The following is a 13963-nucleotide window of genomic DNA, read 5'->3' as shown; positions in this document are numbered from 1 at the left end:
CAATGAATCTCAGGCGCTTTGCAAAGGGATGAACATATAGCTCATCGCCTCTTCTGTCTCCAGTAGCGCGCCTGCTTGTTGCAAGTGCAGGGTTGCGGCCTCGCCTGTCACGCGGAAACGCCACGTGGCTTCGCTTGCGGGCAGTGCGCCAGTCTGCAGGCTTGAAACGGCTGTCGCAAAAGCGTCCATGTCGGGCAGGCAGGCAACGAAACCGTTCCCCTTGAGCGCCGTGGTCTGGAGTCCCAACGCTACGCAGATCGCTTGCTTGCGGGCGATATCGTCGCGATCCGCCTGGCGCGATTGTTCGATCAACGCCAGTAGATATCGGTCAACCAACTGGCCGCCGACGATCAAATCCGGCCCCTGTGTCCAGGCCTCGTCAGGACAATCTTTGGCCTGTGGGCGAAGCGGAATGTGCGGATTGATCTCCATGGGATAAATGCGGCACACCAGCGGGCGACGCTCATAAATGCGGCAGAGATTATCAGCGTCAAGATTTCGGCAACGACCAGCGTTGTAGGCCGCGAAGGTGATGGCCACCAGCGCCTGCGCTTTGCCGCTGCTGACGGGGTGCGAGCGCCGGGTGGCGTGGGTGATCTGCTCCGGCGCAACGCCGTAGCCATCGGCCAGGAATGCCTCGGTCAGAATGATCACCGAGCCGCCGTCAGCCGCCCACTGCGCGGCTTCGGCCAGTGTCAGGGGCACGTGATGATCGGTGCAGCATTTGCCGCAGCCGACGCAGGAAAACTGTGTATCCATGGGAAGAAACAGTCCGCCAATCCAAAAAGAATGAAGCAAAACCTGCGCGGGAAAACCGTCACCACCGGCAGGTCTTTTTCAAATTGGCGGAAATGGCAGCAAGTTATGCGCCATCGGTCGGATTATTTCTTGGGCAGTGTGGTGACGTTATCCCACTCAGTGATCAGCGCTTTCTTGTTCTTTCGGTCGTACAGGCAGAGCTCAGTGCCGGTTTTATTCTTCATGAACGCCTGTTTGTACTGGCCTTTGATCAGCAGCGCGTTGTAGCCCACGCTGTCATCGAACGCGGCATCGGCGCCCGCAGGCTTGGCGTTCTTCAATGAACTGGCCGCAACGCAGCTGTCGACCAGGGTTTTGTTGAAGTCTTTCCAGGCGTCAGGGCTGGATGCGCTGGCCTGACCTGCGGCAGCGGTGAGGGTGAGCAGCAGGGCGGCAGTGATTTTCTTCACAGCATTCTCCATTGTCGTTATCGGTGTGACTGCGACTTGGAGTGGCTTAGCGCGGTTCGAGTTCGCGGCGCTGCACATATTGCATGCCGGCGCGCTCGTACAATCGGCGAGCGGCGAGGTTGCTTTCCATCACCTTCAGGTCCACATGACCCTCGTGCCGCTGGGCGAAGGCCGCGAACACCACGCCGAGCAGCGAATGCCCGATTCCGCGCTGCCGGGCGCGGGGATGCACCACCAGATTGCGAATGAATGCGCTGGTCCAACAGTGGGCGACGGCAACAATCCCCAGCGCATCTTCGAGCACGAAACACAGCTGTCGATCGCACTCAGGATCATGGTCGAAGGCGTCGAGCCATCGACTGAAATCCAGCACCCGACCGCCGCCCTGTGCCTGGCCCAGCACCAGCAGTTGGTGAACGGCCTGGGCATTCGCGGCGGTGAGGTCTGATCGTCGTAACGTCCCAGGCAGTTCAGGCACGTCGAGTGGCTGGCCAAGTGGGCGTCGCATCAACCAGTAATGCGCAGTGGACGCATCGTCAGGCGCAGGTTTCAGATCCCTTGCGCTTGGACCGTGCGCGCGGCTTCGATCAAGCATCGTGTCAGCTCAGGCGAGGAGAACTTGGTCAGAACGGCGTTGGCGCCTGCGGCCTTGGCCTTTTCGGCGTTCATCGCGCTGTCCAGCGACGTATGCAGCAGTACGTAGAGTTCCTGAAAGTCAGGCGTTTCCCGCAGTGTGCGAGTGAAAGCATAACCGTCCATTTCCGACATTTCGATATCGGACACCACGACGTTGATTTGCTGAGCCGTGCCCTGCAGGTCGAGCAGGTGGTCGATGGCCTCTCGGGCACTGCGCGCGGTGTGGCACTCGATGCCCAGATTGCGCAGGGTAATGACCGACTGTTGCAGCGCAACCTGACTGTCGTCGACCACCAGAATCCGCGCCTTGGCCAGCACCTCGACCTCTTCAGCGCTCAGCTCGGCGGGTTCGGCGACGATCTGCGCAGGCGAGATGCCATGAATGACTTTCTCGATATCCAGTACCTGCACCAGCGTGCCATCAACCTGAGTCACGCCGGTGATGAACGACTTGTTGCCGGAGCCAAATGGCGGCGGGCGGATATCGGTGGTCAGGCAATGAACGATCTTGCTCACGGCCTGGACATGCAGACCCTGCTTGGAGCGGCTGACGTCGGTTACGATCAGGCAGCCGCCGTCCGGGTCCAGCAGCGGTCGCTCGCCGATTGCGCGGCTCAGATCGATCACCGACAACGAGTTGCCGCGCAGCGTGGCGACGCCTTTCACGTGGGGGTGTGATTCGGGCAAACGCGTGAGGGGAGGGCAGGGGATGATCTCGCTGACCTTGAGCAGGTTGATCGCCATCAGCTTTCCGCTGCGTAACGTGAACAGCAGAAGCGAGAGTGAATCTGCGCGGACGTTTTTGGACATATGAACCTTCTGTCATGCATGTCTGTTTGCCGGTAGAGGTGCAAACAGCGTTCGATGACGGTTTATCGACCCGCTCAAGTCAGGCTTTAACCTCTTTTGACGCGCTTGCTCATGAGGGCGGGTTTCGGAGAGTGGTCGAAATGACCTGCAGCCAGTCTTAATGACAACAATACTTGAGTGGTCAATATGACTAAAATTATGTAACTAACTGATATTAGTGAAAAAATATTTTGGCACGCTTCCTGATAAGTAACAGGTATTCGTTATCAATCGAGTCTCAGGAGTTCATCATGTTGACTGCTTCGGATCGTGCCATCGTCAAATCCACCGTCCCGCTGCTGGAAAGCGGCGGCGAAGCGCTGACGACTTACTTCTACAAAAAACTGCTCACCCGATACCCGCAGGTGCGCCCATTGTTCAACCAGGCGCATCAGGCCAGCGGCGACCAGCCTCGGGCCTTGGCAAACGGCGTGCTGATGTACGCACGCCACATCGATCAGCTTGAGCAACTGGGCGATCTGGTTGCAAAGATCATCAACAAGCATGTGGCCTTGCAGATCCTCCCGGAACATTACCCATTGGTGGGCGAGTGCCTGCTGGAGGCCATCCGTGAAGTGCTCGGCGCTGAAATCGCCACGGATGAGGTCATCGCAGCCTGGGGCAAAGCCTACGGACAATTGGCCGAGATCCTGATCGGCGCCGAGAAAACCATCTACGACGAGAAGGCGCTGGCGCCCGGCGGCTGGCGCGGTGCGCGGGAATTCAAGGTGGTGGCCAAAGTGGCGGAAAGCGCCGAGATCACCTCATTCTACTTCGCACCTGCGGATGGTCAGCCGATCCTTGCGTTTACGGCCGGTCAGTACATCGGCATGCAACTGTTCCTGGACGGTGAGGAAATTCGCCGCAATTACTCGTTGTCGGCACTGGCGGGCAACAATCAGTACCGCATCAGCGTCAAGCGCGAACCGGGCGGACGGGCGTCCAACTACCTGCACGACAACGTGAAGGTAGGCGACAGCATCAACCTGTTTACCCCGTCGGGCGAGTTCACCCTGGCGCACAGCGACAAACCGCTGGTGTTGATCAGCGGCGGCGTTGGAATCACCCCGACTTTAGCGATGCTCGAAGCGGCGGTGGCCACTGAGCGTCCGATTCACTTCATTCACTGCGCGCGTAATGGATCGGTGCACGCATTCCGTGGCTGGATCGAAGACATGGCCAGCAAGCATCCTCAGCTCAAACGCTTCTACTGCTATTCGGAGGATGACGGCAAGAGTCCGGCAGCCCACGCCATCGGCATGCTGGATCAGGCGCGACTGGAGCAGTGGCTGCCAGAGAATCGCGACGTCGACGCCTACTTCCTCGGGCCGAAAGGCTTCATGGCGGCAATGAAACGTCAATTGAAGGCTGCCGGCGTACCGGATGGGCAGGCGCGCTACGAGTTCTTCGGCCCGGCATCGGCACTGGAGTGACTGGCTGCGACAAATGGACGCACGCTTCTATATATAGAAGGAGGTTCGGCGGCGCAGGCATGTCTGCGACAAAAAGCCGCACGCTTCTATATATAAGAAGAAAGTCTGCGTCCGGATGTCGCTGTGGCAAACGGTCGCAGGCTTCGGTGTGCGCAGGCTAGGGAATAAGGTTTTGCAGCAAGCGGTTTCTCGTCAGGCCCTCGGCCTGGAGCGTTAATGTTCGGGTAATGCAGGCGTGGTCAACATCGCGCCTGAAAAAATGGCTCGGCTCGCTGACCGGTGGTGGCATGAGCATCATGCGACCGGCTTATCCGGCAGTGAGCGGGGCGATGCGACGATGGTAGAATTGTGGGCTTTCCGGACTGTCCCGGCCCGCAACAATACGCATCCGTCGATCCGGATGGACTCCAATTCAAAGGGTATGTGAATGACTGACGAGATGTTTTACCTGCGGCGTGAGAAGCAGTTTCTGGTTCTGCTCGGCATCATCTGCCTGGCGCTGATCGGTGGAGCGCTGTACATGCAGGTGGTGCTGGGCGAGGCGCCTTGTCCGCTGTGCATCCTTCAGCGGTATGCGTTGCTGTTCATCGCCGTCTTCGCGTTCATCGGCGCTGCCATGCCGGGGCGACTGAGTCTGACGATCTGCGAGGTTCTGGTGACCCTGAGTGCAGTGGGCGGCATTGTTGCGGCGGGGCGTCATGTTTACATCCAGACGCATCCGACCGAGAGCTGCGGCATCGATGTGCTGCAACCCATCGTCGATGGATTGCCGCTCGCATCGCTGTTTCCCCTCGGATTTCAGGTCGCAGGCTTCTGTGAGACGCCATATCCGCCAGTTTTCGGACTTTCGCTAGCACAATGGGCGCTGGCGGCTTTCGTTCTCACGGTGGTTCTGGTACCGGTGGGTATCATTCGTAACCGGATGAAAGCGCGCTGATAACAAAGTGTTGCATAAAAAATCGCCCCAAAATCCTTAAGAATTTCGGGGCTTTTGACCTGTTTCAAGGTGCGACATAAGACCGCATTTTTACAGATTCGGAAATTAACTGTTGCGCAGAAACTCATAGTCAATAAAACTTTACGTATCTACAATCGCCCCCACTTAACGCCCCCATCACTTGAAGGACGGCGGAAATCGAGGTCGGAAAGCGTTTTTACGCCTTTGTAGACGCCGTTCGAATGGCCTCCTGCGTCAAATTCAGAATGTCAGCGCCAAGGGATCTGGTCCGCATAGGCGGGTGCCACCATTCGAATAAGAAACCACAGCTAAACCCGGATTTGTTACGAGGCCATAAGCTTCCTGACAGGCCCCTGTTCAATCCAAAAATTTGCCAGCACCTGGCAGGGTGAAGTGTTGGCGGTCGAAACCCAACTGCGATGCGAAAGCTGCTTTTAGAGGTCGTGAGATGAGTAAAAAAAGGTACCCCAGGTTTTTTGGCTTCTTGGCCCTTTTCAGCATGCTCCTGCTCAGCGGGTGCGATTACACCCTGCTGGATTCCAAGGGCCATGTCGGCGTGCAAGAGCGTGATCTGATCATCACCGCTACCCTGCTCATGCTGCTGGTGGTGGTGCCGGTCATTTTCATGACCATCATCTTCGCCTGGAAGTATCGCGCCTCCAACAAGAGCGCAACCTACACCCCTGACTGGGCGCATTCGACCAAGATTGAACTGGTTGTCTGGCTGGTTCCTCTGGCCATCATCATCGTGCTTGGCTACGTCACCTACAAGTCGACCCACGCGCTGGACCCATACCGTCCGCTTGAATCCGACGTCAAGCCTGTGACCATCGAAGTGGTTGCATTGGACTGGAAATGGCTGTTCATCTATCCGGAACAGGGCATCGCGACCGTCAACAAGATCGTTTTCCCGGCTAACACGCCGATCAATTTCCGCATCACCTCTGATTCGGTCATGAACTCGTTCTTCATCCCTGCACTGGGTGGCCAGATCTACGCGATGGCCGGCATGCAGACCAAGTTGCACTTGATCGCCAATGAAAACGGCGAGTTCGATGGTATCTCCGCCAACTACAGCGGCGCAGGTTTCACCGGCATGAAATTCAAGGCGACCGCGACCTCGCAGGCTGACTTCGACGCCTGGGTTGCTGAAGTCAAGAATTCACCTAAACAGCTGGCAACGGCTGAATACACCGCTCTGGCCAAACCTAGCGAACGTAACCCCGTTGAACTCTACTCCACGGTCACTCCGAACCTGTTCCAGATCATCATCGACAAGTATGAAGGTATGAAGCCGGGCAAGATTGAGCACGAGAAGAAAGAAGTGGCCGGTATGGAAGGGATGGACATGGGTAAGCATTCAGCTGCTGAGGCAGAGGAGTAAACGATGTTTGGTAAATTAAGTCTGGACGCGATACCGTTCCACGAACCGATAGTCATGATCACGATTGCCATGATCGCTATTGGCGGTGCAGCGGTACTCGGTCTGATCACGTATTTCAAGAAGTGGACCTACCTGTGGACCGAGTGGCTGACTTCGGTCGACCACAAGAAGATCGGCGTGATGTACATCATCATCGCCATGGTCATGCTGCTGCGTGGTTTCGCTGACGCCATCATGATGCGTTCCCAGCTGGCTCTGGCCACCGAGGGTTCGCCCGGCTATCTGCCGCCTGAACACTATGACCAGATCTTCACCGCTCACGGTGTGATCATGATCATCTTCATGGCGATGCCGTTCTTCACCGGTCTGATGAACATCGTTCTGCCTCTGCAGATCGGCGCTCGCGACGTCGCCTTCCCGTTCCTGAACTCCCTGAGTCTGTACCTGCTGATCTCCGGTGTGGTGCTGGTCAACGTTTCCCTGGGCGTCGGTGAATTCGCACGTACCGGTTGGGTTGCCTATCCGCCGCTGTCTGAACTGGGCTACAGCCCGGGCGTGGGTGTCGACTACTACATCTGGGCACTGCAGTTATCGGGTCTGGGTACGACACTGACGGGCGTTAACTTCCTGGTTACCGTCCTGAAGATGCGTACGCCTGGCATGAAGCTGATGGACATGCCGATCTTCACCTGGACCTGCACCTGGGCAAACGTTCTGATCGTGGCGTCGTTCCCGATCCTGACCGCCACCCTGGCACTGCTGACCCTTGACCGCTACCTGGACTTTCACATTTTCACGAACGAGTTGGGTGGTAACCCGATGATGTACGTGAACCTGTTCTGGGCGTGGGGTCACCCTGAGGTGTACATCCTGATTCTGCCGGCGTTCGGTGTCTTCTCCGAAGTCATCTCGACGTTCACCGGCAAGCGCCTGTTCGGCCACCACTCGATGATCTACGCCTCCGGCGCGATCTCGGTACTGGGCTTCATGGTCTGGCTGCACCACTTCTTCACCATGGGTTCGGGTGCAAGCGTCAACGCCTTCTTCGGTCTGGCGACGATGCTGATCTCCATCCCGACGGGTGTGAAGCTGTTCAACTGGCTGTTCACGATCTACCAGGGCCGTCTGCGCTTCACCGCGCCAGTCATGTGGACCCTGGGCTTCATGGTTACTTTCTCCATCGGCGGTATGACCGGCGTTCTGCTGGCTATCCCGGGTGCTGACTTCGTTCTGCACAACAGCCTGTTCGTGATCGCGCACTTCCATAACGTGATCATCGGTGGTGCTGTCTTCGGTTACATCGCAGGCTTCGCGTTCTGGTTCCCGAAAGCGTTCGGCTTCAAGCTGAACGAGAAGTGGGGCAAGGCAGCGTTCTGGTTCTGGATCTCGGGCTTCTACGTAGCATTCATGCCGCTGTACGCACTGGGCTTCATGGGCATGACCCGTCGTCTGAACACCACTGACAACCCAGACTGGACGCCGTACCTGCACGTCGCGTTCTGGGGTGCAGCGCTGATCATGGTCGGTATCGCCTGCCAGTTGATCCAGATCTACGTGAGTATCCGTGACCGCGAGCAGAACCGTGACGTGACCGGTGACCCATGGAATGGCCACACCCTGGAGTGGTCCACTTCGTCGCCTCCGCCGTTCTACAACTTCGCAGAACTGCCAAAGGCGAACGAGATCGACGCGTTCTATGCAGCCAAGCGTGATGGTGAAGCGTACCCGGTTCCGGCCAAGTACTCCGACATCCACATGCCGAACAACACCGCTACCGGCCTGGTAATGGGTGCTCTGCTGACCGTCTTCGGTTTCGCGATGATCTGGCACATCTGGTGGCTGTCGATCGCCAGCCTGGTTGGCACCATCGTTTACTTCGTCATCCACGCTGCACGTGACGATCAGGGCTACATGGTTCCTGCTTCGGAAGTGGCACGCATCGAAGGCGAGCAACACAAGATCCTGGCCTCGGTCCGCAATGCCCAGGCAAACACTCCTGTCAACAAGCTGGAGCAGGCATAAACAATGTCGAACTTAGTATTTGAAGGTGCTAAAGGTCACGACCACGGTCATGACCATGAGCATGACCACGGTCACCATGACGCCGGCGAGATGAAAATCTTCGGCTTCTGGATCTACCTGATGACCGACTGCATTCTGTTCGCGTCGATCTTCGCCGCTTACGCAGTGCTGGTTAACAACGTTGCCGGTGGTCCAGCAGGCCACGACATCTTCGAACTGCCATACGTGCTCGGCGAAACCGCCTGCCTGTTGCTCAGCTCGATCACCTACGGCTTCGCCATGCTGGCGATGCACAAAGGTAACAAGTCCGGTGTGCTGGGCTGGCTGTTCGTGACCTTCCTGTTCGGTCTGGGCTTCATCGGCATGGAGATCAACGAGTTCCACATGCTGATCTCCGAGGGCTACGGCCCTAACCGCAGCGGCTTCCTGTCGGCGTTCTTCACGCTGGTCGGTACCCACGGTCTGCACGTGACCAGCGGCCTGATCTGGATGGCGATCATGATGTACCAGGTCAACAAGAATGGTCTGACTGCCACCAACCAGACCCGCCTGAGCATGCTCAGCCTGTTCTGGCACTTCCTGGACGTGGTCTGGATCTGCGTGTTCACCGTTGTCTATCTGATGGGGACCATTTAAATGGCGAATTCACATCACTCCCATGACGATTCCAGCCACGGCAGCTTCAAGTCGTACATGGTCGGCTTCGTACTGTCGATCATCCTGACCGCGATTCCCTTCGGTCTGGTTATGTTCCCGACGGTATCGAAAGTTGCCACACTGTGGATCGTGCTGATCTTCGCGGTCGTGCAGGTTCTGGTTCACCTGGTGTACTTCCTGCACCTGGACCGTTCGGTGGCACAGCGCAACAACGTGGTTGCATTCGCGTTCGCCACGCTGGTTATCGTTCTTCTGGTTGGCTTGACGGTATGGATCATGTTCAGCATCCACACCGCTATGATGGCGCACTGAGGAAAACCTGATGTCACTGAAGCACTTTATCCAAATCACCAAACCGGGGATCATTTCCGGTAACGTGCTTTCGGTGGCAGGTGGCTTTTTTCTGGCTTCCAAGGGACACATCGATTTCGGTCTGTTCCTGGTTGCGATGATCGGGACTTCGCTGGTCGTGGCATCTGGTTGCGTCTTCAACAACTGCATCGATCGCGATATCGATGTGAAGATGGAGCGCACCAAGAACCGCGTACTGGTTCAGGGCCTGATTTCGTTGAAACTGGCCCTGGCGTTCGCCACGGTGTTGGGCGTTGCCGGTGTCGCTTTGCTGTACACCAAGGCCAACCCGCTGGCCGCGTGGTGCGCAGTGATCGGTTTTGTGATTTATGTCGGCTTCTACAGCCTGTACCTTAAACGCAAATCCGTTCACGGCACACTGGTGGGCAGCCTGTCGGGCGCGATGCCACCGGTGATCGGCTATGTTGCGGTCAGCAACAGCTTCGACCTGGCGGCACTGACGTTGCTGGTGATGTTCAGCCTGTGGCAGATGCCTCACTCGTACGCCATCGCGATCTTCCGCTTCAACGACTACCTGGCTGCTTCGATTCCGGTTCTGCCGGTCAAGCGTGGCATCCGGGTCGCCAAGCGCCACATCCTGATCTACATCCTGGCTTTCCTGCTGGCTACCTTGATGCTGACCTTCGGCGGTTACGCCGGGCTCAACTATCTGGCAGTTGCAGCAGCCATGGGCATGTACTGGCTGTACATGGCGTGGACAGGCTACAAAGCCAAAGATGACTCCGTTTGGGCACGTAAGCTGTTCGTGTTCTCCATCTTCACCATCACCGCCTTGAGCGTGGCGATGTCGCTGGACTTTCAGGTAACCAAAGAGCTGCTGGTCACATACGCAGCACCTTGATGGCCTGACTGAAACAACCGAAACCCCGTTGCTCGCAAGAGCAGCGGGGTTTTTTTATGGGTCAGCGCTCACCCTTGAACCGGGCGACCCAGGCCGTTGATTCTGCCGTGCCTGCACCACCCGATTCGCGCGTCACCCCGCGACGGCAGCGGTTTGCGGATCGGCCGGCTCCTTCGCCGGCCCCAGTACGATCGCCAGATGACGCAAGTCTTCGATTTGCACGCTGACGCTCTTCCCGGATGGGCTGAGCGCAAGGGTCCCCAGCGCGAACACTGTGAAAAACCGGACCTCATCGGCATGACTCAACAGCTCGCTGATGTAGCGACTCGATCGATACGCCTGCATCTGCGCGGGCGAAACGTAGAGTGTCACCAACTTGCCTTGTAGCCGATCGAAGAACTTGAACCTGAACCCGGTGCCGTAACGCTCCACCAGGCCGCCGCCATACAGAACACGGCGCTCGTCGCCGGGCTGGGCGAATTTGATATGACGAAAATACGACCTCAGCGACACCTCGCCCTGACCCGGAATGCGCAACGTCAGCAGCGCAAACTCTTCCTTGCTCAGTTGCGCCTGTGCCTGACGGAAGCTGTCCACCAGTCGCTCGAGGTTGTTGGTGCGGGTTAGAGTGGTCTTTGCGGTTCTTGGCGCGTCAGACGCAGCCGCTGACAGCGTCGGTTGTTCTGACACAGGTGTGTCAGACTTTGTCGGAACCGGCGCCGCTTTGGCGCTTTCCTTGAGGGCTGGGTCGAACACATCAATGTAATCGTCGAGCTTGCGCTTGACCTTGCGCAACGCGCTCTGCGCTTCGGTCTCGGCTGGATCCGGCTGCTCATCAGGCGACTGAGGGTCATCGACCCATTCGCAATCGGCATGGTGCTCGTAGTTCGGGTTGGCGCGAAAATGCGCGGCGACGAACGTCGGATGCTCCTGTGGCTTTACGTCGTAGCGAACGCCGGTGATCTTCACGCCCAGCGCGCGACACGCTTCGCTTGAGCACAGAAAGCTGAAATGCGCCCGAGGCGGCTCCTGGGAGAAGAATTCCCGTCGCGCTGCAACGATCGAGAGCTCTTGCTGCAGCTCTACACAGAATGCGCGGGTGATCGTCTTGCTGGTTTTCATTGAGCGGCCGAATCCTTGCCGAAGTCATGCCGCTCATGATGCGCAATAGCCAGTGTGTGGGCAATTGTTTCGGCGGGTGCCGTCAGGGCTGATGACGTTTCGCGCGTTTGGCCTTGGCTCTGAAATGTCGGTAAGTCGCAATGGCCGCCGCAAGCACCACAACGCCGATGAAGATGGGAAGGCGATAAGGCTTGAGATTGCCGAGCAAGTCCTCGAGAAATTCGCCTGCCCAGTACCCGGCTGTGACGAACAGCACGGCCCAAACCGCCGCGCCCAGCAGATTGATGATCGAAAAGCGCACCGGTGAGAGGCGGCTGGCGCCGATTACCAGAGGACCGATCAGGCGCATGCCGTAAAGAAATCGCACAGAGAAGATCGACGCCGTCGGATAGCGCTCGATGAGCCCGGAGACCTGGTCGATGGTGGCTTGCTGACGGTGCAGGCGCGGCATCAGGCGCGGGCCGAAGTAGCGTCCCGTCCAGAACAGGATCTGATCGCCGAGCATCCCGCCCAACGTGGCCCAGACCATGACCTGCTGCCACTGCAAGACATGTTGATGAGCGGCAAGTCCGCCGAGGATCAGAATCGTCTCGCCTTCGAGCAGGCAACCGATGAAAACTGCCCAGTAGCCGTAATTGGCGAGCAGGTAATTGATGTCGATGTGTTCGAACATGGAGTGGCGGTGGCCTTCGGAAGGATAAAAACCGCAGGAGCATCCGGCGGCGTGTTTGCCTGTCGCGGCAGTGTCGCACGCCTTTCGACCGGAGCCGCCGGTTGTCAGTTCTGTCCGCGTGTTGCGAACCTTCCGACGTTACGCGCTGTATTGCGCCTCCAGCGCCGCGAGCTCTTTCTCGATGACTTTCATGAGCATTTCCCACTCACTCTGAGTGCGTTTCAATGCTTCGCCTTCCCGGGAGTAGAGGAAGTCGATGATGTTGGCAGTTTCTTTCGCTTTGGTGGTGGGCCGGAAGGCGTCCATGCTCAGCACCCGGGCCAGCATGTCCAGCTCAGTGGCGTGGTTGACCCATTGCCAGTCGTCCTTGATCACGACCTTGTCGATCAGAATGCACTGCTTCTTGAAGCTGCGCAGACTCGCCCCGAACGGACTGGCGGCCAGCAGCGAGGTGATCCGGGCGCCCTCGCTGTTGGCTTTTTCCACGGCGTTGGGGCCAAAAAACCATTCGTTGAAACTCAGCTCAATCTCGCGAAATGCCACGTTGGCTTCCCAGATAATGCTCAGCGCCTTGTTGTGGATGATCTCGTTTTTCCACGCTCGATACGCCTTGAACGCCAGCCCGACCAGGCCGATGGCCGCCAGCGCCTGGACCAAAGAGGAACATGAATTGATGACGCTGAATGCCGCGGCGGAGCCTGAGTCGCCGGCGCCGGAGTAGGACTCGTAGAAGACCGCGCCGGTCATCGCCGCGAGAGCGAAAAGGGCGCAATAGAAACCGAACGCATAGGGATCTTTCATTGTTGTTTTTATCCGATCAGCGAGGTTGAGCGTACAGCCGGGTCGCTTTGGATCAGTCACTTTTCAGGCTAGTTGAGAACTCAGGGATGTGCAGTGCGGGGGACGAACGAACGCCGAAATGTCGGCGCAAGCTTCGCGCCGATCCGAGACCGGCGCGAAGAAGGCGGGAGTTACTGCAGGTCGACAGTCAGCGAGGGGGCGCCGAAGCTGACCAGATGAGCATTGGACTGGCTCAAGTAATCCCCCCAGAAAGATTCGAGTTTTTGCACGGTACTGCCGGATCGGTAGCCGTTCTTGATCGATCCGGGAACCAGGCCCGCGCCAAGCACATAGACTTTCGCGCCCCCAAGATCGGCGAACAGCTTTTTCTGTTCGACTTTCTTCAGCTCTGAGGAGGGGTCGATCGAACGAATCTGGTTATTGGCGTAGAAACTGCCGAAGTCACTGTTTTCGAGCATGTCGGAGACCAGCAACAGCACTTTTTCCGGTGCAGGCCGTGTGGCGATGTCGTCGCCGATTTGCTTGAGGCTGAAGAAGATTTCGCTCTTGGCGATGTCTTCTCCCGGCTTGGCGAAACTTTCCACCATTTTCTGGCCCAGACTCTTCTGGAAGAAGTCCACCTGTTTGCTCAGACAAGCGTCGAGTTGGCGCAGGCTGTTCATACCGATATCGTCCCGTACCTTGTCGCCTAGTCTTCCCTCAAGCTGCCCGGTATACATCAGTTTCATATAGTTGCCGGGCAGGTATGCAGAAAACTGGTACAGCCGCACGCTGTCGCCGGGTTTCACGTAGCGCAGCGCGTGGCTGTAGGTGGAGTCTTTCAGATCCTTGGGCAGTTGCACCGTTTGATCAATGATGATGATCAGCTCTCGCCCCGATGGCTGCGGACGATACTGGCTCAGCTTGGCAAACTCATAGCAACTGGGCAGGTCATTGCGCTCGGCGGCCTGCAGCAGCGGCGCGCTTAACAGCAAGGTTGTGCAAGCCAGCAAGGCGCGCCATTTCAT

At 57.7% G+C, this 13963-nt stretch carries 15 protein-coding genes; 7 read left to right on the top strand and 8 right to left on the bottom strand.

The features are described from left to right. Nucleotides 1–9: 9 nt before the first annotated feature. From QRN36_RS01465 to QRN36_RS01450, 4 genes are all read right to left on the bottom strand, one after another. Nucleotides 10–759, bottom strand: a complete 750-nt coding sequence (locus QRN36_RS01465) for a YkgJ family cysteine cluster protein (protein WP_285422504.1) — start codon at nt 757–759, stop codon at nt 10–12. Nucleotides 760–881: 122 nt separating this feature from the next. Then, entirely contained in the window at nt 882–1208 is a 327-nt protein-coding gene (locus QRN36_RS01460; RefSeq protein WP_285422503.1) for a hypothetical protein, read from the bottom strand. 46 nt (nt 1209–1254) lie between these two features. Further along, nucleotides 1255–1716 carry a GNAT family N-acetyltransferase gene (locus tag QRN36_RS01455; RefSeq protein WP_285422502.1) on the bottom strand — a complete coding sequence of 154 codons (462 nt, stop codon included), beginning with the start codon at nt 1714–1716 and terminating at the stop codon, nt 1255–1257. 41 nt (nt 1717–1757) lie between these two features. Next, nucleotides 1758–2654: a chemotaxis protein CheV gene (locus QRN36_RS01450; RefSeq protein WP_285422501.1), complete on the bottom strand. Its 897-nt coding sequence runs from the start codon at nt 2652–2654 to the stop codon at nt 1758–1760. A 290-nt stretch (nt 2655–2944) separates the two neighbouring features. On the opposite strand from QRN36_RS01450, the gene hmpA reads away from it, so the two are divergent. From hmpA to cyoE, 7 genes are all read left to right on the top strand, one after another. Then, on the top strand, nt 2945–4126 hold the full coding sequence (gene hmpA / locus QRN36_RS01445; RefSeq protein ID WP_285422500.1) for an NO-inducible flavohemoprotein: 1182 nt from the start codon (nt 2945–2947) through the stop codon (nt 4124–4126). A 427-nt stretch (nt 4127–4553) separates the two neighbouring features. Then, nucleotides 4554–5063 (top strand): disulfide bond formation protein B, encoded by a 510-nt coding sequence (locus tag QRN36_RS01440; RefSeq protein ID WP_285422499.1) that lies wholly within the window; start codon nt 4554–4556, stop codon nt 5061–5063. A gap of 469 nt (nt 5064–5532) precedes the next feature. Continuing rightward, nucleotides 5533–6468: a ubiquinol oxidase subunit II gene (gene cyoA, locus QRN36_RS01435; protein WP_093462928.1), complete on the top strand. Its 936-nt coding sequence runs from the start codon at nt 5533–5535 to the stop codon at nt 6466–6468. Nucleotides 6469–6471: 3 nt separating this feature from the next. Then, nucleotides 6472–8490 (top strand): cytochrome o ubiquinol oxidase subunit I, encoded by a 2019-nt coding sequence (gene cyoB, locus QRN36_RS01430; protein ID WP_285422498.1) that lies wholly within the window; start codon nt 6472–6474, stop codon nt 8488–8490. A gap of 3 nt (nt 8491–8493) precedes the next feature. After that, nucleotides 8494–9126, top strand: a complete 633-nt coding sequence (locus QRN36_RS01425; protein ID WP_285422497.1) for a cytochrome o ubiquinol oxidase subunit III — start codon at nt 8494–8496, stop codon at nt 9124–9126. Then, nucleotides 9127–9459, top strand: a complete 333-nt coding sequence (gene cyoD / locus QRN36_RS01420) for a cytochrome o ubiquinol oxidase subunit IV (RefSeq protein WP_093462937.1) — start codon at nt 9127–9129, stop codon at nt 9457–9459. Between the two features lie 10 nt (nt 9460–9469). Continuing rightward, on the top strand, nt 9470–10360 hold the full coding sequence (gene cyoE / locus QRN36_RS01415) for a heme o synthase (protein WP_285422496.1): 891 nt from the start codon (nt 9470–9472) through the stop codon (nt 10358–10360). A 132-nt stretch (nt 10361–10492) separates the two neighbouring features. Here the strand turns inward: cyoE and QRN36_RS01410 are convergent, their stop codons facing one another. The 4 genes from QRN36_RS01410 to QRN36_RS01395 all read right to left on the bottom strand — a co-directional run bounded on the left by QRN36_RS01410 (nt 10493) and on the right by QRN36_RS01395 (nt 13963). Continuing rightward, nucleotides 10493–11482 (bottom strand): ATPase, encoded by a 990-nt coding sequence (locus tag QRN36_RS01410; RefSeq protein WP_285422495.1) that lies wholly within the window; start codon nt 11480–11482, stop codon nt 10493–10495. An 82-nt stretch (nt 11483–11564) separates the two neighbouring features. After that, the gene (locus QRN36_RS01405) at nt 11565–12155 is read right to left on the bottom strand and encodes a DedA family protein (RefSeq protein ID WP_285422494.1); all 591 of its coding nucleotides are present in this window, start codon (nt 12153–12155) and stop codon (nt 11565–11567) included. 138 nt (nt 12156–12293) lie between these two features. Continuing rightward, nucleotides 12294–12956 carry a hypothetical protein gene (locus QRN36_RS01400; RefSeq protein ID WP_285422493.1) on the bottom strand — a complete coding sequence of 221 codons (663 nt, stop codon included), beginning with the start codon at nt 12954–12956 and terminating at the stop codon, nt 12294–12296. A gap of 170 nt (nt 12957–13126) precedes the next feature. Continuing rightward, a complete protein-coding gene (locus QRN36_RS01395; RefSeq protein ID WP_285422492.1) occupies nt 13127–13963 on the bottom strand; it encodes a hypothetical protein in 837 nt (278 codons plus the stop codon).

The sequence above is a fragment of the Pseudomonas sp. efr-133-TYG-103a genome, assembly GCF_030209235.1.
Lineage (GTDB): Bacteria > Pseudomonadota > Gammaproteobacteria > Pseudomonadales > Pseudomonadaceae > Aquipseudomonas.
The sequence above is the reverse complement of the archived record's forward strand: the minus strand, read 5'-3'. Positions and strand labels throughout refer to the sequence as shown.